This is a genomic window from Burkholderia lata, from assembly GCF_000012945.1.
GTDB lineage: Bacteria > Pseudomonadota > Gammaproteobacteria > Burkholderiales > Burkholderiaceae > Burkholderia > Burkholderia lata.
Genome location: NC_007509.1, coordinates 176,973 through 195,126 on the forward strand (window position 1 = coordinate 176,973; position 18,154 = coordinate 195,126).

At 65.0% G+C, this 18,154-nt stretch carries 14 protein-coding genes; 8 read left to right on the forward strand and 6 right to left on the reverse strand.

The window, feature by feature from the left end; all coding sequences use genetic code 11:
- Positions 1-88: 88 nt before the first annotated feature.
- Together BCEP18194_RS00730 and msrB are read right to left on the reverse strand one after the other, a co-directional pair.
- The gene (locus tag BCEP18194_RS00730; RefSeq protein WP_011349358.1) at positions 89-1,960 is read right to left on the reverse strand and encodes a cytochrome c biogenesis protein DipZ; all 1,872 of its coding nucleotides are present in this window, start codon (positions 1,958-1,960) and stop codon (positions 89-91) included.
- A 35-nt stretch (positions 1,961-1,995) separates the two neighbouring features.
- Positions 1,996-2,526 (reverse strand): peptide-methionine (R)-S-oxide reductase MsrB, encoded by a 531-nt coding sequence (gene msrB, locus BCEP18194_RS00735; protein WP_011349359.1) that lies wholly within the window; start codon positions 2,524-2,526, stop codon positions 1,996-1,998.
- A 301-nt stretch (positions 2,527-2,827) separates the two neighbouring features.
- On the opposite strand from msrB, the gene BCEP18194_RS00740 reads away from it, so the two are divergent.
- On the forward strand, positions 2,828-3,061 hold the full coding sequence (locus BCEP18194_RS00740) for an Arm DNA-binding domain-containing protein (RefSeq protein WP_157687081.1): 234 nt from the start codon (positions 2,828-2,830) through the stop codon (positions 3,059-3,061).
- Here the strand turns inward: BCEP18194_RS00740 and BCEP18194_RS00745 are convergent.
- From BCEP18194_RS00745 to BCEP18194_RS00760, 4 genes are all read right to left on the reverse strand, one after another.
- Complete coding sequence (locus BCEP18194_RS00745; RefSeq protein ID WP_157687082.1) at positions 3,049-4,080, reverse strand: porin; 1,032 nt, start codon at positions 4,078-4,080, stop codon at positions 3,049-3,051. The genes BCEP18194_RS00740 and BCEP18194_RS00745 overlap by 13 nt on opposite strands.
- A gap of 202 nt (positions 4,081-4,282) precedes the next feature.
- Positions 4,283-5,674 carry a sodium:solute symporter family protein gene (locus BCEP18194_RS00750; RefSeq protein WP_011349361.1) on the reverse strand — a complete coding sequence of 464 codons (1,392 nt, stop codon included), beginning with the start codon at positions 5,672-5,674 and terminating at the stop codon, positions 4,283-4,285.
- Positions 5,675-5,690: 16 nt separating this feature from the next.
- On the reverse strand, positions 5,691-5,900 hold the full coding sequence (locus BCEP18194_RS00755) for a DUF3311 domain-containing protein (protein WP_011349362.1): 210 nt from the start codon (positions 5,898-5,900) through the stop codon (positions 5,691-5,693).
- A 6-nt stretch (positions 5,901-5,906) separates the two neighbouring features.
- Positions 5,907-7,343, reverse strand: coding sequence for an amidase family protein (locus tag BCEP18194_RS00760; protein ID WP_011349363.1), 1,437 nt, complete (start codon positions 7,341-7,343; stop codon positions 5,907-5,909).
- A 282-nt stretch (positions 7,344-7,625) separates the two neighbouring features.
- Here BCEP18194_RS00760 and BCEP18194_RS00765 point away from each other — a divergent pair, with 282 nt between their 5' ends.
- From BCEP18194_RS00765 to BCEP18194_RS00795, 7 genes are all read left to right on the forward strand, one after another.
- Complete coding sequence (locus tag BCEP18194_RS00765) at positions 7,626-8,516, forward strand: LysR substrate-binding domain-containing protein (RefSeq protein ID WP_041492395.1); 891 nt, start codon at positions 7,626-7,628, stop codon at positions 8,514-8,516.
- 963 nt (positions 8,517-9,479) lie between these two features.
- Positions 9,480-10,676 (forward strand): FAD-dependent oxidoreductase, encoded by a 1,197-nt coding sequence (locus BCEP18194_RS00770; RefSeq protein WP_011349366.1) that lies wholly within the window; start codon positions 9,480-9,482, stop codon positions 10,674-10,676.
- 33 nt (positions 10,677-10,709) lie between these two features.
- Positions 10,710-12,701 (forward strand): hypothetical protein, encoded by a 1,992-nt coding sequence (locus tag BCEP18194_RS00775; protein ID WP_011349367.1) that lies wholly within the window; start codon positions 10,710-10,712, stop codon positions 12,699-12,701.
- Between the two features lie 213 nt (positions 12,702-12,914).
- Positions 12,915-14,441: a ferritin-like domain-containing protein gene (locus BCEP18194_RS00780; RefSeq protein WP_011349368.1), complete on the forward strand. Its 1,527-nt coding sequence runs from the start codon at positions 12,915-12,917 to the stop codon at positions 14,439-14,441.
- A 9-nt stretch (positions 14,442-14,450) separates the two neighbouring features.
- Positions 14,451-15,887, forward strand: coding sequence for a hypothetical protein (locus BCEP18194_RS00785; protein ID WP_011349369.1), 1,437 nt, complete (start codon positions 14,451-14,453; stop codon positions 15,885-15,887).
- Positions 15,877-16,740 (forward strand): hypothetical protein, encoded by an 864-nt coding sequence (locus BCEP18194_RS00790; protein WP_011349370.1) that lies wholly within the window; start codon positions 15,877-15,879, stop codon positions 16,738-16,740. Before BCEP18194_RS00785 ends, BCEP18194_RS00790 begins: the two co-directional genes overlap by 11 nt.
- The gene (locus BCEP18194_RS00795; protein WP_011349371.1) at positions 16,730-18,142 is read left to right on the forward strand and encodes a radical SAM/SPASM domain-containing protein; all 1,413 of its coding nucleotides are present in this window, start codon (positions 16,730-16,732) and stop codon (positions 18,140-18,142) included. The genes BCEP18194_RS00790 and BCEP18194_RS00795 overlap by 11 nt, the downstream gene beginning before the upstream one ends.
- Positions 18,143-18,154: the final 12 nt, after the last annotated feature.

Sequence of the window (18,154 nt, forward strand, 5' to 3'; positions counted from 1 at the left end):
AGGTGGTGTTCACGGTGTGCTCCTTCGAAAGGCGGTATGGAAAGCGAGTGGCCCGGAGGCGGCGCCGGTGCGCCGCGTCCTGCCGGGATCAGCCGAACGTGAACGCATACGCATTCACGCCGGGATCGAGAAACTCGATCGCGAACGTGCGGTCGGCGATCGCGCCGGGCTGACGGACCAGCTGGTACAGGCGCTGCCCGGTCACGGTGCCGTAGCCTTGCGCATCGACGTCGGTGCCGTGCGCGTTGCCGGGCGCGGCACCGTCGATCGTCACGCGAAAGCGCACGGGCTGGCCGTTCGCGCCCGGGCCGAGGACGAGGTGCAGGTCGCGGGCGTGGAAGCGGTAGACGATCCGTCCCGACGGTGCGTCGAGCGACGCGCGTTCGGCGCCGACCTGCCACGTGCCGGCGAGGCCCCAGTCGTTGAGATCGGGGTGTGCCGGCGCGTCGTAGCGGTGCGCCGCATCGCGCACGGCGCCGCCCGGCGACGTGAAGCTCTCCGCACGTGCGTAGCCGACATAGGTTTCGGGCGAACGGACGTCCGCGGCGTCGGCCGCTGCGAGCGCACCTTTCGCGGGTGCGCCGGCGAGCCCGAGCGGCACGTTCAGCGCTTCCGGATGGCCGGCCTCGGCGAGCAGCGACTGGATCGCACGCTCCGATTGCGCGTATTCGCCTTCGCCGAAGTGGTGATGGCGGATGCGCCCTTGCGCGTCGATGAAGTAGTGCGCGGGCCAGTATTCGTTGCCGAACGCGCGCCAGATCGAATAACCGTTGTCGATCGCGACCGGGTAGTCGATGCCGAGGTCGTGCACGGCCTTCTTCACGTTGCCGATGTCGCGCTCGAACGCGAACTCCGGTGCGTGCACACCGATCACGACGAGCCCGTACGGCGCGTACTTGCGTGCCCACGCGGTCGTGTACGGCAGCGTGCGCAGGCAGTTGATGCACGAGTAGGTCCAGAAGTCGACCAGCACGACCTTGCCGCGCAGGCCGGCCGCCGTCAGCGGCGGCGAGTTCAGCCACTGCACCGCGCCGTCGAGCGACGGCAGTTTGCCTTCGACGGGCAGCGCGGCAGGCGTCGCGTCGACCGCGCGCATCATCGCGCTGCCGGCCATTGCGCCGCCGGCCTGCGCGCCATCGGCAGCCGCGGCCATCATCGCGCCGCCGCTCGTGTTGTCGGCGGCTTTGCCGGTTGCGGACACGGTTGCGGACATCGCCGCCGGTGCGCCGTTCGAACGCCCGCCGAGCCGGTCGACGAGCTTCGTTTCGAGTCCGCCGGTCGTGACGGTCGACAACTGGGCGAGCGCGCCCGTATCGAGGCCGAGCGCGATCGCGCCGACGCCCGCCAGCAGCGCCACGCCGATCCCGCGCTTGATCCATTCGCCGGCGCCGAGCGAGCGCTTCATCGCGGCGAACACCTTGCCGCCGATCACGAGCGCGACGCCGAGCGACGTCGCCGCGCCGGCCGCGTACGCGACCAGCAGCAGCGTCGTGCCGACGCTGGCACCGCGCAATGCGGCGCCGGTCAGCACGAGCCCGAGGATCGGGCCCGCGCACGGCGCCCACAACAGGCCGGTCGCGACGCCGAGCAGCAGCGACGAAGCGGGGCCGGCCGGGCGGCCGTCGCGTTGCGCGAGGCCCGTGAGCCGGTTGCCGGCGGCGACGAGCGGGCGCGTCAGGTGCTCCGCGAGGCGCGGCATCAGCAGCGTCAGCCCGAATACCGCGAGCAGCACGATCGCGACCCAGCGGCCGGCCTGGTTGGCCTGTGCAACCCAGCCGCCGCCGACGGCCGCGAGCGTCGCGACGACGGCGAACGTGAGCGCCATGCCGGCGAGCAGCGGCAGGCCGGTGCGCACGAACGGCTGGTCGGCGCGCGCGAACACGAACGGCAGCACGGGCAGGATGCACGGGCTCAGGATCGTGAGCACGCCGCCGAGGTAGGCAAGGACGATGAGCAGCATGGTGCGTTCTCCAGTCGGTCGGGAGTGGGGCCGGATCAGGCGGCGGCCGGGTGGAAGGTGAGCGCGAGGCCGTTCATGCAGTAGCGCAGGCCGGTCGGCTGCGGGCCGTCGTCGAACACGTGGCCGAGATGGCCGCCGCAGCGGCGGCAGTGCACTTCGGTGCGGATCATCCCGAACGACGCGTCGGTGGTGGTGGCGACCGCGTGGTCGAGCGGCTTCCAGAAGCTTGGCCAGCCGGTATGGCTGTCGAACTTGGTGGCCGACGAGAACAGCGAGAGGGCGCAGCCGGCGCACGCGAACGTGCCTTGCCGGTGCTCGTCGTTCAGCGGGCTGGTGTACGGCCGTTCGGTGCCGGCTTCGCGCAGGACCGAGTACTGGGCGGGCGTGAGCCGGCGATGCCATTCGGCGTCGCTGAGGGTGACCTCGAAAGGGGCGGCCGTTTGCGGCGTGGCGGGCGGCGCGGCGAACGCGCGGCCGACCAGCGCGCGGCGGCCGACGGACGACAGCGTCGCGAGCACGGCGAGGCCGGTGGCGCCGGCGAACAGCAGATGTCTGCGGGTGGGCATGATGGGCTCCTGGCGGCAGGTCCTGAAAATATGCGCCCATCGTAGTCAGCGGCCGGTGTCGAAGTCCTCACGGAAAGTTAAATGAATTGTGAGACTTTCCGGGGGGATCCGGCCAGGTCCGTTGAAATCCATCAAAGCCCCGTCTGACAGGGGCTTTCGGGAAGTTTGTGGTCAGCCAAGTTCCGCGGAAATCCTCCGCGAGCCGCAACCTTGTAGGTTTTTTTTAGTGTTCGCGATGTGGGGGAGACTCGGTTTAGAGATACGCGGACCGACCTCGTTGCGATATCAAAGGACGACGATCATGGGTGCGCTGACGGTTAGACAAATCGAAGCTGCAAACGCGATCGGGAAACTGTATCTCCTCTCGGACGGGCGCGGGCGGTTCCTGCGCATCGGCCCGGATGGCTCGAAAACCACGCTCGTTCGCGTCAGCATTGATGGCAAGCAACGCGACAAGCCGCTCGGCAAGGCGTGGGGGCGCACCATGACCGATTCGAGCGCCCCCTGGTCTGAGCAATTTCCTCAGAATTTTTGATCGATACCGACCGCAACACCGAGTTGGCTGTGGCCGGTCTGTCCGACGGACGCGTAGTTGTTCAGGCCGAGTGAACTGCCACCATTGTTTCGGGCGGTACCGACGTTCGCATACATCATCGTGCGCTTCGAGAGCGAGTAGAGTGTTCCCGCGACGAAGATCATCGGGTGTGCGTCGCACCCCTGGTAGTCGTAACGGCCGCCGATCGCGTACACCTGCAGGAAAGGGGTAATGAACACGTTGCCGGCCAGCCAATATACGGTGCCGCGGGGCGTGAGTTGCAGGTCGCCCGTCACCCGGGTGACGTTGGCCATCACCGCGAATTTCGCTGCGTTGTACCGTGCGGCGAATGCGTAGCGGTTGTCGATGCGCGACGACAGGTCGCCCGTCTCCGTCACCATGCCGCGAGCCTGCTCGTACGTCGCCGTCGCCGTGAAGCGATTGACCGTATATTCGAGTGCGGCACCGATATATCGCCCGGCCAGCGCGTTGCCCGGTTCCTGCTGGCCGAAACCGTACATGGCTTCGGTGGTGAAACCCGCGAAACGGCTCGACGTGAACTTCGCCGAATTGTTCACGCGGATCGTCGCCAGCGGAATGGCATTGAGCGACAGGGCCGAATAGGCCGCGAAAAAAGTCGGGTCGTAGTAGATCCCTCTGTCGAACTGCACGCTGTACTGGCGTCCGAACGTCAACTTCCCGATGCTGCCGTCAACGCCCACCCACGCCTGGCGATTGAAAAGCGTGTTGGCCACGACCATCGATCCGGTCGCCGAATTGAAGCCATTCTCGAGCTGGAACACGGCTTTCACGCCGCCTCCGAGGTCTTCGACGCCTCTGAAGCCGAAACGCGATGGCAAATACGCGCTCGGCGCCATCCCGATCGATCGATGCCCTGCGCTATCCGCATGGGTGAGATATTGAATCCCCGTGTCGACAAGCCCGTACAGGGTGACGGAACTTTGAGCCATTGCAAGGCCAGGAATCGACATTAAAAGTAGTTGTACGAATCGTTTCATCGAAAAATTGTCGCCTGTTGAAATCAGCAATCCCGGTGGATTTCCGAACAGCAAAAGCAGGACGGCGGCAGAGCCGGAATTTATCGACATCGGGTCTGGCGGATTGCCCGACCGGACACCGGCTTCTGCTACAGATGGCTGCGGCGCGCGATCGACCCGGTCGGCAATGACCGGATGATCGGACGCACCGCAGCCGGCACGCTCATTGCGAGGCCAACGTCCGGGGCTTGGCCGCGCCCAGCAGGTAATGGATCGCCGCGACCGTAGCGATGTTGGCGGCCAGGCACGGCAAACCCAGGTTGATGCCGCCGAGCTGAACCTTCCCGAGATACAGCGCCAACGCGAGACCTTGTCCAACGAGCATGCCTGCCGTCACCGCCACCGGCCGGATACGCAGCGAGAACAGCACGGCGATCAGGCCCGGGAAGAACTGGGTGACGCCGTAATAGGTGACGTTGATCAGCGTAAGCATCAGCGTGGGTGCTGCAGACGTCATCGCAATGGACACACCGAGGTACACGAAAATGACGATCTTCGCCGCCCCTGTTTGCCGTTGCGACGGCAGCGACGGCAGCAGGTTGCGGCTCACGATCGGGCCGATCGCGAGACACATGCTGGTCAGCACGAGCAGGCCGGAGAGCGCTGCCGCCGCTGCGACGAGCCCGAGCATCCACGACGGGAGCAACGCATTCGCGGCAGCGAAGAACGCTTCGTTCGGCGAGCGGAGATGCAGGTTCTGGCTGATTGCGTAGTACGCGGCGATGACGAGGAACGGATACATCAGCATATAGAGCGGCATCGCGATCTGCGAGCGTCGGATCGTGTCGGCGCTTTTCGCGGTGAAGAAAATCTGCACACCGAACGGCATCGCAAGGAAGCCGAGCGATTGCAGCAGGATCGTGCTCATCGAGAACCGCAGCTGTTCCGCATTCATCTGGTTGCCCACGTGCAGGCTCGCTGCGTGGAACACCTCCGTCACGCCGACGTGTCCCGCCACGGCCAGGCCCGTGATCACGATCGCCAGGACCATCAGGATGTCCTTCAACACGGCGACGTACGCCGACGAACGGATACCGGCGATCATGATGTATAGAAACGCGAGCACACCAGCGATCAGCACCATGTGCAGCGGCTCGAATTGCCAGCCCAGGCCACGAAACGCGGCAACGAGGCCCGTGAACTGCAGTTGAGCCATCGGCAGCAGAAACACGATCGACGACAGCGCGACGACGAACTCGGTCGAGCGGCTTCGGAAATAGCCGCCGAACAGGTCCGCAAGCGTAATCGCGTTGTAGCGCTGCCCTGCTTCCCAGATCTTCGGGCCGAGAAAATAGCCGAGCGGGTAGGCGAGCAGAATGTAGCCGAGGAACCAGATCCCGTAGGTCGGCCCCTTCGCATAGATGCCGCCCGCGAAGCCGACCATCGTCGCGACGCTGTAAATCTCGCCCGCTGCCAGGAAGAAGACGAGAAATGCACCGAACTGCCGCGATGCGACGAAGAAATCGTGCACGCTCTGCTTGCCTACGCCTCGGCGCGAGTAAAGCGCGAGGCAGAACGACAGGAGGATGAAACCCGTGAATACCACAGACGACATGTGATTCTCCGCGAAATCAGACATCAAGCCGCGCCGCATCGGCCGCCGGCTTGTCGAAACAGCGCCAGCAGACGTACAGGCATGCGGACGTCAGCACAAACCACGCGAACATCCACGCGTAGATGAACGGCACGCCGAACACGTACGCATCGACGGACGAGACCCAGGGCAGCAAACCCAATACGCCGAGATAAGGCACGGCGATGCCGATCAGAAACTTGGGCATGGCCTGTCACGCCTCCTGTCGCGCTGCACCGACCGGATCGATCGGCGTGCAGATGCCGGCGCGCGCTTCGATCGCCTCGCCGGCCGCCAGACACAGCGCTTCCTGGAAGCGACCCGCAACGATCTGGATGCCCGTCGGCACACCATCGCGAACGCCGGTTGGCACCGACAGTCCCGGCAGGCCGAGGAGCGCCGTCGCAAGCAGCGGGCCTTGCGCATCGAGGATGCGCCGGAACACGTCGTCGCCTCGTTGGTCTTCGTCGATCGCGAACGGCTGCTCGCACGACACGGGCATCAGCAGCAGCGGGTATTGCTGGAAGAAGGCCTGCCATTCGCGCAGCAGGCCCGTGCGCTGGGCGAGCCCGTTCATGTAGCCGGCCAGGTCGAGCGGTGTCGCGAGGCGACGCTGGCTCGCGAACGTGTTGCGAATCGCCTGGTCGCCATGCGTCTCGATCGTCTTGCCCAAGCCGCTCACCGCCTCGTTGGTGACGAGGGCGAGCCAGAGGTCGCTCGCCTCGTTCAACCGCGGCGGCACGACTTCCTCGACCAGGCATCCGGCATCTTCGAGCCAGCGTGCCGCCTGACGCACGGCGTCGGCCACGACGGGGTCGGTCGGCACGCCCGGGATCGATGGGCATACGGCAACGCGTGCGGGGAACCGTGCAGTCGATGCGGGGCCGCCGTCCGGCGCGACGGGCATCCACCACGCGTCCCGCGAATCGGGCGCGGCCATCGCCGACAGTGCAAGACGCAGGTCGCCGACCGTGCGCGCCAGCGGCCCCTGAACCGACGCGAGCTGAACGGCGAGCGTCCGGTCATGCGACTGCGTCGGGTTGTAGGCCGGCACGCGGCCCGAGGTCGGGCGCAGGCCAGCGACGCCGCACGCGTAGGCCGGGTAACGGATCGATCCGCCGAGATCGTTGCCGTGCGCGATCGGGCCGATGCCGGCCGCAACGGCCGCCGCCGCGCCGCCGCTCGAGCCGCCCGGCGTCAGGCCCGGATGCCACGGGTTCAACGTGCGGCCGTACAGGTCGTTGTCCGTAAACCAGCGGTACGAGAACGCCGGTGCGTTATTGCGTCCGATGATGATGGCGCCGGCCTTGCGCAGGTTCGCCACCACGGGGCTGTCCTCGTGCGCGACGAGGTTCCCGAAGGCCTTCACGCCGTTGGTCGTCGCGAAGCCGGCCATGTCGACGTTCACCTTGACGGTCACCGGCACGCCGTGCAGCGGACCGGTCGGTTCTCGTCGCGCAACCGCTTCGTCGGCTGCCGTGGCGGCGGCCAACGCGCTGTCGGCAAGCACGTCGACGATCGCGTTGATCCGCGGATTGACGTCCTCGAGCCGCTGCAGGCAACTCTGCACGAGTTCCTTCGACGACACGTCGCGGCGCGCGACGAGCGCCGTCATTTCAGTTGCGCTCAGGCGCCACAATTGCTGTTCCATGTCTCGCTCCTTCTTGTTCTACATCGTTATGGTTGGCCGCGAACGCCCGACCGGGCACGCGTTGAAGGAAGCCTAACCGGACAGTATTGGTCGCATAAGACGAGCTTTTTTCGGCGAAGACAACTTGTGGTTGTCAGCGCCGCCGGAGCGCATGCGGCGCCGCGACCGCGTGGATCGGCCGCTCCGACGCGCATACGCGGATAGAATCTGGGCCGAACGACAGGGCGTCCGGCAGTCATGCCACGGCGTGAAATACAAGAATGCAGAACCGCGGCAGGAGACATGAAAGACCACCAATTGAAGGCGTGGCTTGCGCTGGTTGAAACCGGCAGCATTCGCGGCGCCGCGCGCCATCTTCACTTGAGCCAGGCGGCAGTCACCAAGGCGATCCGCGAACTGGAGCAGGACCTGGAGGCGCCGCTGATCTCGCGCAGCACGCGCGGCGTGACGCTGACGGAGTGCGGCCAGCAACTGACCGTGCGTGCACGGCTCGCCCAAGCCCAGCTGACGCTTGCGCGCCAGGATATCCGGCAGATTCTCGGCGGCAAGCATGGGCACGTATCCGTTGCCGTGACGCCGATGGTGTTTCTCGGCGTGCTGCCTGGCGTGATCGAGCGCTTCCGCAAGCGCATGCCGCTCGCGAAGCTCACGGTCGAGGAAGGGATGATGCCGCACGTCCTCCACGCGCTGCGCGACGGCTCGATCGATTTCGCAGTGGCGGCGCCAGCCGACGAGGAAGTCAAAGGCGAGTTCCATTTCGAACCGCTGCAGGTGATGGAGACGGTCGTGGCATGCCGGCGCGGACATCCGCTGGAGACAGCCACCGAATGGCATCAGCTTGTCGGCTGCACGTGGGTCATGAACCTGTCGCCAGGCAGCCAGCACAGCAACCTGCTCGACCATTTGCGGCGAACGCACCATGCGCTGCCGGATTCGATCGTCAGGGTCAATACGTTCGGCGTCGGCTGGAACCTGATGACGCGGAGCGACGCATTGCTTTCGTGTCCGGCCGAGATGCTCGCGGTGGAACCCTATGCCGCGCAGGCATGCCGGATCCCGTTGCGCATGGCGCTGCCGCCGCTCACGCTCGGCATCCTCAAGCTGCGCGATGCGCCGCTGTCGCTGGCCGCGGAGACGCTGGTCGCACTGTTCAGGCAAGACCTGGCGGATTGATCAGGGCGTCGAGCGATCAACGGTGACACGGTTGCCCGTGACGTTGTGCTTTGTGACCATGCATCCCCCGTCGATCGACGCTATGCCCGGATGCCGTACATCGAATCCATGACGCTTCGGTCTTCGTCACGCCCGCCTTTTAGTGTTCAGACTGGGGTAAGGGAAATCCGGTTTTGGGGGCTAGAGCGCAAAGCCTTGCTGGCATTGCCTTGGAACACATTCGCGATTCAACGTTAAATGAATCGTGATGAATGGGGTGTTCCGTGAGGGTGCGGTGGAATGCGTCGAAGCTCGAACTGGCGAGGGCCTTCGAACGGGTGAGTCACCGATGCTTGCCGAGCACGGGTTCGCGTTGCGATTTTTAGTGTTCGTCGAGCGGCGCGGCGAATCCGGACTTTGGCTTGCCGATCGAATCGGACTGGGGCACGAACGTTGTTTGAATGCGATCGCGCATCACACCGCGCGTCTGATGCGCAGCGCACTGTGCGCTGTCTTCGCTACCAAGCGATACGCGCCGAATGGGTGGTTTCGGCTTTTTGCAGCGCTTCGAGAACGCCCTGGTTGACGCGAACGCCGGTCGCGATCTCTGCAGTGGCGAACAGTTTGAGCAGTTGCACTGATACGCTCGCCGGGCTCGCGATCGCAGCAACACCACATCTACCTCGGCCACAAAAGCATAAGAAGAAACCCTGATTCGCGACGCGCCGCGATTGAGATCTCGACCTCCTGTCAGGATTGCCAGCTTGCTCACACACCGCCGCTCGCATGTAATTCGACCGCAGCGACTAGCTCAGCGTGAGACGGACGACGACGCATCGCCAATTATGAAAATGGCGTCATCCATTCCGTTTTTCAAAGCCTCTCTGAAGTTCGCTCAGCAACTCGGCCATTGCTGCATCAATCGGGACCGTGATCTCACGGATCGCTGTAATCGATGTGCTTCCGGATGCCCTGGAGCCCCACATGCACGACGCAACGCAACGCTTCGACGTCATCGTTGTCGGTGGAGGGCCCATGGGCCTGGCGACCGCTTACCATCTCGGCAAGCGCAAGGCCAGGACGCTGGTGCTCGAGCAGTTCACCTTCGTGAACCAGCTTGGCAGCTCGGCCGGCGTGTCGCGCCAGTTCCGCATTCCCTATCCCGACGCCTACATGGTCAAGCTGGTCAAGCAGTCGATCCCCTATTGGGACGAATTGCAAAGCTTGACGCCGGTGCCGCTCATGGACACGGTCGGCACCTTGTGGTTCGGCGATCCGTCAGTCAAGTCGACAGAGGGCAATATCCCCGCCGCCGAGCAGGAGCTGAAGGCCGAAGGGGTTGCCTATGAAACGCTGGACGCGCACGAGTTGGAGAAGCGTTTTCACTTTCGCAATCTGCCGTCGACGTATACGGGACTCTTTCAGGCCCAGGGCGCCAGCATCGATCTCGCGGCCACGCAGCGGACGCTGCTCGACTGGAATGAGCGCTCTCCGTTCGTGCAGCTGTTGCAGGAGGCGCCGGTCATCGGCATCGAGCGTCGGCAGGGCCTCTTCGAAGTGAAGACGCCGCTTGGGACCTTCAGTGCCGAAAAGCTGGTGCTGACGCCGGGCCCCTATGCCGACGACGTGTTCAGGCTGCTGGGGTTCCGTATCGCGGCGACCTACTGGAACATGGCCTCGGCCTACTACCGCAAGACCCGGCCGGATATCCAGTACCCGACCTGGTTCGTTTTCCAGAACCCGGTGGGCGACAACGGCAATCAGTTCTACGGCTTCCCGGAGGTCGCCTGGAATTACCCGGGCTATATCCGTGTCGCGTCCGATTTCGTCCTCGCGCCGCTGACGTCCCCCGATCAGCGCACGCCCATTCCGAATCCTCAGGAGCTCGCGTTCACGGCCGAATGGGTCGGCGAGCACATGGAGGGTCTCGAGCCGGTTCCGCGCTTCACGTCGACCTGCCTCGTTGCACTCAGCAAGATCGCGAACAAGGAATTGCTGATCGACTTCGCGCCCGACTATGTGCCGAACCACCGCGACATCGTCATCTATGCGACCGGCTGGGCCGGAAAGTTCGTTCCGCTGCTAGGCGAAATTCTTTGCCAGTTGACCCTCGACGGTCACACCCCATTCGACATCTCGCACTTCTCCACCGGTAGCCGCTATTTCAACAAGCTGGCCTGAGCACAGGCCGCGCATCTACGGGAGCAGGACACCATGGCAAGCAAGACCTATTCGATCTTCGGGTGTGGTGCCGCCGGTCTGTACACGGCCTGGCGACTGTTGAACGGCCAGGCGCGAGCGGGGGGCGATCCGAATCGGCAGTTGCAGCAGGGCGACGTCCTGGAACTCTTCGACTGGGGCAAGTACGATTTTTCGCAGGAATTTCAGGGCACCCGTGCGCCCGGTGCCCGGGTCTGCACGTGGCACTACAAGAACAATCCCGACCATTCGTACCTCGAGTTGGGCGGCATGCGCTATTCGCAATGGAACGGCAAAAACGACGGTAAAGCACAGGGCCACCGGCTGGTCACGACGGTGATCGCCAAGCTCGGGCTCGACCGCTATGCCGTGCCTTTCAACGAATCGAGCGATCCCCTCTACTACCTGCGCGCCAGGAATCTCTATCAAAGCGATATTTCTTCGCGCAATCCGGCGCCGTACGCGGCCAACAACTTCGGTGCCGCGACCACGCCCGACCAGGGCTTCGCCGCCGTCGAAGCGGTGGCGGTCACGAGCACCAGTGGTCCGGGCACACGCAAGCAGTGGGATGCGTTCTATCAGCAAGGCCGCATCACGGCCGAACTGCCGTCGAGCTCCATCTTCCAGAAAGGCGATCTGCTCAAGGACATCGGCTACTGGAACCTGATGTACGACCAGCTCGGCTCGGAAGGCTATCAGTACGCCGCGGACGGCAACGGATACTCGTCCAACGTGATCAACTGGAATACCGCGGTCGCCTTCGAGGCGAACAACGAATTCACGCCGGGCAATCAGTACATGACGCTGACGACCGGCTACTCGGGCATGTTTCAAGCATTGTTTGCGGCCATCGAGCAGTTGGCGAGGCAGCGAGGCGTCACGCTTCAGTATTACCCGAACCAGCGGCTGCGCTCCATCCATGTCGAGAACGGCGTCGTCCATTACACGATCGCGACGCGGGAAGATCCCTACCGGGAGGCTGCCCGTCGGGCCACGGCGGCCGCCTGGCTGGCCATGCCGCGCGCGGCGCTCGAACAGGTTGCCCAGGGCTCCCGCTACGACGATCGGGGCGGACTGGACGTCCTGAACGACCGGAAGGTCAAGCTCTATCTCGAGTCGGCCATCATGCAGCCGTCTTACAAGGTCGGCATGTTCTTCGAGAAGGAATGGTGGCTGGACCCGGCTACGACCTATCCGCCCAAGATCAACGGCTATGAAGTGACGCACGCCGTGATCGCGTCGCTCAAGGAGCAGGACTTTCCGCCCGTGTTCGTGCACGCGATGTCCGGTTCGCACAAGATCCTGAATGTCCAGTTCGCGAGCGCCGACGCGCTGGTCAAGGCCGTGGAAGAAGCGGCCGGCGAGCGGATGACCGTCAAGCAGGAAACGTCGCTGCTCATCGCCGCAACGCGCAACACGATGGGACCGAGCGTGACCGACACGCCGATCCGCATGGTGGTCTACTTCGGCAATAACGCGGCTGACAAGCATGCAAAGCCGGTCTACGGCCTGCTGGCGTCCTACGACGACGAAACCTTCACCACGTTTTGGCGCGAGTTGGAGCTCGGGCCGAACGAAGAGCGGCATGTGCCGATCGCCGACGATATCCAGCCGCTGATCGGGCCGCGCAAGGTGCCCGACAGAATGGTCAAGATGCTGCGAAAGCAGCTGGCGGAATTGCACTTTGGGCCGAACTCGAACTATGCGGACGTGCCAGAGCCGCTGGAGGCGGCCTATGTCGACTGGTCGCTGCCGCCGTTCCGTGCCGGCTACCACGCGTGGGCCGCGCACTATGACGTTGCCGACGTCCAGCAAAAAATCCGCAAGCCGTCGCAGCTGATCGACGGCAAGGATGCGCCCATCTTCATCGTGGGGGAGTGCTACTCAAACGATCAGGCCTGGGTGGAAGGCGCCTATTGCACGGCGGAATCGGTGCTCAACGATTTCTTCGACATCGAGCCGTTGATCGATGATTCCGAGTACCCGTTCATCTGCAAGCCAATCTGATTGTTCGGCGCATGCGGTTGCAGTTGAACGTGCCGCGGTTCTCTATGGAGCGCCGGGGCCGGGAAAGACGAGCGGGCGGGGCGGCGACGCGCCCGCTCGATTGACCGCGCGTTGCGTCGAAAGACGTTTGGCGCGCATCAGTACCGAAATACGAGCCATTCCCTGCAGTACTGCACGACCCTCTATTTCAGACGTAGGTAATAAGGAGCGGCAATGCAATCTCTCAGACTGTGGCGGCATCTCGCGCCCGGCGGTTCATCCCCAGGGCGGCTTGCGCTTGGCAAGCTGGCCGCCGAAGGCCCTACCACCAAGCCTGTGCTCAACAATGAGCTATCGACGCGCGACTACGTCACCTACCTGCTGTCCATCGACGCGGAAATCGAGCATTGCCTGATGGTGCAGTACCTGTACGCCGGCTATTCGCTGGGCGGGCCGCAGGTGCCGGAGGCGTTTCGCGACACGGTCCGCAATTGGCAGGAGACCATCCTCGGCATCGCCAAGGAGGAGATGGGCCACCTGATCACGGTGCAGAACGTGCTGCGCCTGATCGGCTCGCCCTTGCATTTCGAGCGTGACGATTACCCGTGGGATACGCCGTTCTATCCGTTCCCTTTCATGCTCGAACCGCTGACGCTGGATTCGCTCGCGAAATACGTCTATACGGAGGCGCCGCCCGACTGGGACGGCGGCGAGCTGGGCGCGGATATCCGCCGGCGCGTCGGCGAGCAGGCATCCAATCCTCATCAGGTCGCCGAGCTGTTCGATACGCTGATTCCGCTCGTCAGGGACCACCTGCCCGATGAGGTCTTCCAGGCCGACACCTACCGCTGCCAGGCGGATTTCGCCGAATGGGGACGCGGGTACAAGGGCGGCCACAGGGGCGGCGGCGGTCGCGCTCCGGGCGGAACGCCGGACGTGCTCGTGATGCCCGCCACCTCGCGCGACGACGCGGTGAACGCGCTGGATAAAATCGCCCAGCAAGGGGAGGCGCCCCACGGCAAGGATCCCTCGCATTTCGTGCGCTTCCTGCGGATCTATGTCGAGATGCTTGCGGTCGTCGAAGGCGAGCTGTTCGGCGTCGACACCTGGCGTGCCGCACGCCCCGACGACTTTCTCGAGGAAGCCTGGACGGAAGCCTATCCGGCAGCGGCGGCCGATCTGCAGGCGGCGCAGGTAGACGAAACCTGGCGGCCTTCGCGGCCCGTCGCGGTCAATCCCTACGTGGCGCTCGACCCCGAGTTCGAGCCGGAGCTGGGGGGCACACCCGTGACGCCGATCACCGAGCCGGTGACCCAGCTGTGGGCGTCGCTGTTCAACCTGCGCTACCGCATGCTGCTGCAGTACCTGATCCACAGCTTCACGCTCTACGGCGGGCTCAATGCGGCCGGGCAGTTCACGCCGCGCGGCACGATCGTCAACGCGGCGTTCGGCGAGATGTACAACCTGCGCGCGCTCTCGGAGATCCTGATGCAGTCGCGCGTGTCGGCTGAGCCGGACGCGTCGCTCGCAGGGCCGCCGTTCCAGATGCCCTATACGCTCAACAGCCCGTTCGGCGAGGCGAACCGCTGGCGCGGGCACCTCGATCTGCTCGCGGCCTCGGAGAACCTCGTGGTGGAGTTGCTGGCCAACACCGATGCCGGGCGCCATCCGTATTTGCTCAGTCTGCGCGAAGCCGACAGGAACCTGGCCGCCGTCGCCAGGCGCATCCTGTCCGGCGAAGTCGACCTGGCGCTACTCTAGGAGCCGCACATGCCGATACTGGAACTCCGGATTTTGCCGCCCGTCGCGGTCGGCAGGCTGGGCGCCGCGGCGACGCCGCTGGAAGCGTTCGACCTCGTCGTCGATCCCGACAACCCGCTCGACTTTCGACGCATCGTGCCGTGCACCACGCTGGAAGTGGATCCCGAAAGCGGCGAGATCGCGAAGGCCTATGTGCCCGACACGATTCGCTTCAAGGACGAGAACAGGAAGGTGCGGCCGGTCGCGCCTTTTCTCGAAGTGTTTGCGCGCACGAGCGAGGCGCCCCATACGCTGCAGCCGCTCACGCTGCAATTGCTCGCGGCGGAACAACTCGATCTCGACGCGCTGCATTGGGATATCCATCTGGGCAACATCAAGATCTACCGCCGCACCAACGACCCGAACGACAAGATCCACGCGAACCTGACCGGCCTCAAGGACCACGCGCGGCACGCGATGCTGGGCCATTGCGAACATTTTCGTGCGGGGCGGCTTCTTCCGCTCGGTCACGTCCAGTTCGTCAAGCCGACGGCGCAGTTCCCCGAGATCCGCCTGCGCTACACCCCTGCCGCCGGTATCGTGTACGGCACGCGGCTGGTGCGCCGCACGTCGGACAAGGAACGCGAAAGCGAGCTGAAGCCCGATCCCGTCATCGATCGCGACGATCTCCTGCTCTACGCCGAGACGCCGGGCAAGTGGCTCGGCTTCAGGGAGGCGGGCGGCCCCACGAAGGCGCATCCCGCGCCGACCAACCCCGCGCAGATTTTTGCCGGATACGCCGACAAGGATGGCAATCAGGTCAGCTGGGGCTATCTCGACGACGAATGCGATGGCCACGTGCAAGTCGTGCTGACGAAGCGGGACGGCTCCACGCTGCGCGCGCACGGTTATATCGGCGCCGGGCCGCCGGCCTATGCGCCCGATACCATGCCAGTGCGCGTGGTGTCCGACGAGATGGAGCAGATTCTCCAGGGTATCCACGTCCCGGAAGAGAGCGTATCGATCGACGAAGCGACGGAGATCGTCCTGCGTGCGCTCGAAACGATCCGCCTCATGAACACCGCGGTCATGAACGGCAACCCGGTCAACGGCAGGCTCAACGTCGCGAGCACGATGGTGCGGCAGAACACGGCCGACTTCGAGCGCTATTACGAGCCGATCGCCGCCGAGTCGATCGTCGACAATCTCGCGCTGCGTGCGCTGCACGAGCGCGTGTTCAGCACGCTGGCGGCGGGTGGCGCGCCGTGGTTCGCCAGGCTGCTGCGCCAGCCCGAGGAGATCGGCGACCTGACCGCCGAGGGCTTGCGCAAGATGCCGGCCCTGATGCGCGGGGCCGATGGCCGTAGCCTGACGCTCACGCGCCGCCACATCAACCTGGTGATCAAGGCGGCGCGAGACGCGATGTTCGGACAACCTGATCCGAAGGGAGACAAGCATGTCGGTTAACGATCCGAACGTTCCGAAAGACCTCGAGCAGCCCGGCAACGGGGAGATCCGCGCGTCCAACCTGACCGCGCAGATTCACCATCGTGGCGTGGGCAACCCGGTCTCGGTGCTGCCGCGCACGGCGATTTCGAATTGCTTCCCGGGCCTGGAGTTCGATTTCCGCAATCTCTGGCGGCGCGCATTCGTCGGCATCACCCTGGTCGAGAACAACAACTACGTCATCGATGCGGAGCCGGGCTACGAGCATCTCAAGACGCGCCGCCTGCTGAGCTTCGACGGCCACAAGGTCGGCACGATGGTCCTCACGACAGGGCCGGTGCTGCCGGGCGGGGACCCTGTCACGCTGGCGAGCAAGCCGAATCCCAATGCGGTGTCGTTCATGGAGTGGTCGAACTCCATCGCCCGCATCGTGCATTTGCAGGGCAAGCCGGTCGAATGTGAATTCACGGCGCACGACAACGCGCTGGAAGAGGTGTACTACGACCACGGCAAAACCGAGACCCTGAAGGTGACGCTCACGCTGAGGCGCTTTTTCGAGGGCGACACCGCCAGCTTCAATCTCGAGATGCTGAAGCCGGGCGAGCTGACGCAAGGCCTCTGCGCACCCTGGCAGAACGACTATCGCGAATGCGCGTGCTACTACTGGGCCGCGTCGCGACCCGACTTCGTCAATGTCGAGCCGGGCGACGACGGGCTCGCGCGCGGCGACATGTGGTTCGCCAAGCGCCGCACGGGCACGTACGTGCCGGACAATCGCGTCGACACGCGGTTGTGGTCCTATGACGATCTGTTCCGGTCCTGGCAGGAGGATCTGCAGTTCGTGATTCGCGGCAAGGATGCCGATGAAACCTGACCGCGCCGTCGAGCCGCTCGCACCGCTGGCGTCGGCGATGGCGACGCGCATCGTCGCGGCGTCGCGCCCGCGGCATCCCGGGATCCACGTGGTCGAGGATGCGGAGGGCGCGCAACTGTTGCTCGTGAACGGAAGCCGCCTGTTTCATGTGCCACGCGATCTGCATGACGCGTTTCAGGCGGCGCTCGAGGACGGCGATGCGCAGGCCGTCGCCTCGCTGGTCGCGAGCCGCGGGCTCGACATGCGCCCGGCGATCGACGACGCGCCGTTGACCGAGATGCCGGTGCACGCGTTGTCGCTTGCCGTCGCGCAGAAATGCAATCTCGGCTGCACCTATTGCTACGCCCAGCAAGGGGAATTCGGCGGCAAGGCGAAGAACATGCCGCTCGAAACCGCGCTGGCGGCAGTCGACCTGCTGATCGAGCAGGCGAGCGAGGGCGGCAAGATCAATCTTGCCTTCATGGGCGGTGAGCCGCTCGCCAATCGCGCGGTGCTGCGCGCGGCGACCGTCCACGCGCGGGAGCGCGCCGATGCCCGCGGCATCCGATGCCAATTTTCGGTGACGACGAACGGCAGCCTGCTGCAGGAAGACGACGGCGCGTTCTTCGAAGAGCACGGCTTCGCTGTCACCGTCAGCCTCGACGGCCCCGCGCCCGTGCATGACCGCTTGCGTCCGTTCAAGGGCGGCATGGGCTCGTTCGATCACATCGTCGAGCGCGTGACGCCGTTGCTGGCGCGCCAGCGGCGCATGCAGGTCTCGGCGCGCGTGACCGTCACGCCGTTCAATCTCGACTTGCCGAGCACGCTCGATACGTTCGTCGACATGGGGTTCCACAGCGTCGGCTTCTCGCCGCTGCTGCGCGCGTCGAACGGCCGCGCGGAAATGGGCCCGGACGATATGGCGGACATGCTGCAAGGGATGATCGCCTGCGGGCTCGCGTTCGAGCAAAAGGTCATGCGCGGCGAGCGCTACCCGTTCTCGAACATGCAGAACGCGCTGAGAGAAATCCAGCGCGGCACGCATCGGCCGTATCCGTGCGGCGCAGGGGCCGGGTATTTGGGCGTCTCCGCCGATGGCGAGCTGGCGGCGTGTCACCGCTTCGTCGGCGACGAGGCCGGCGTCATGGGGCATCTCGCCACGGGCGTCGATCAGGCGCGCCAGACGATCTGGCTCGCCGAGCGTCACGTGCACCAGCAACAGCCCTGCAATACGTGCTGGGCACGCTATCTTTGCGGCGGCGGATGCCATCACGAGGTCCTCGAGCGCGGACGCAGCGCGTGCGACTACATCCGCGGCTGGCTGCACTATGCAATCGGCGCGCACGGCAGGCTCGCGCGCTATGCGCCGGCCTGGTTTGCCGGTTCGCCCGGCGCGTCGGCGAGCGGTGCGGGAACGGCGTGAATCGCACGTTCG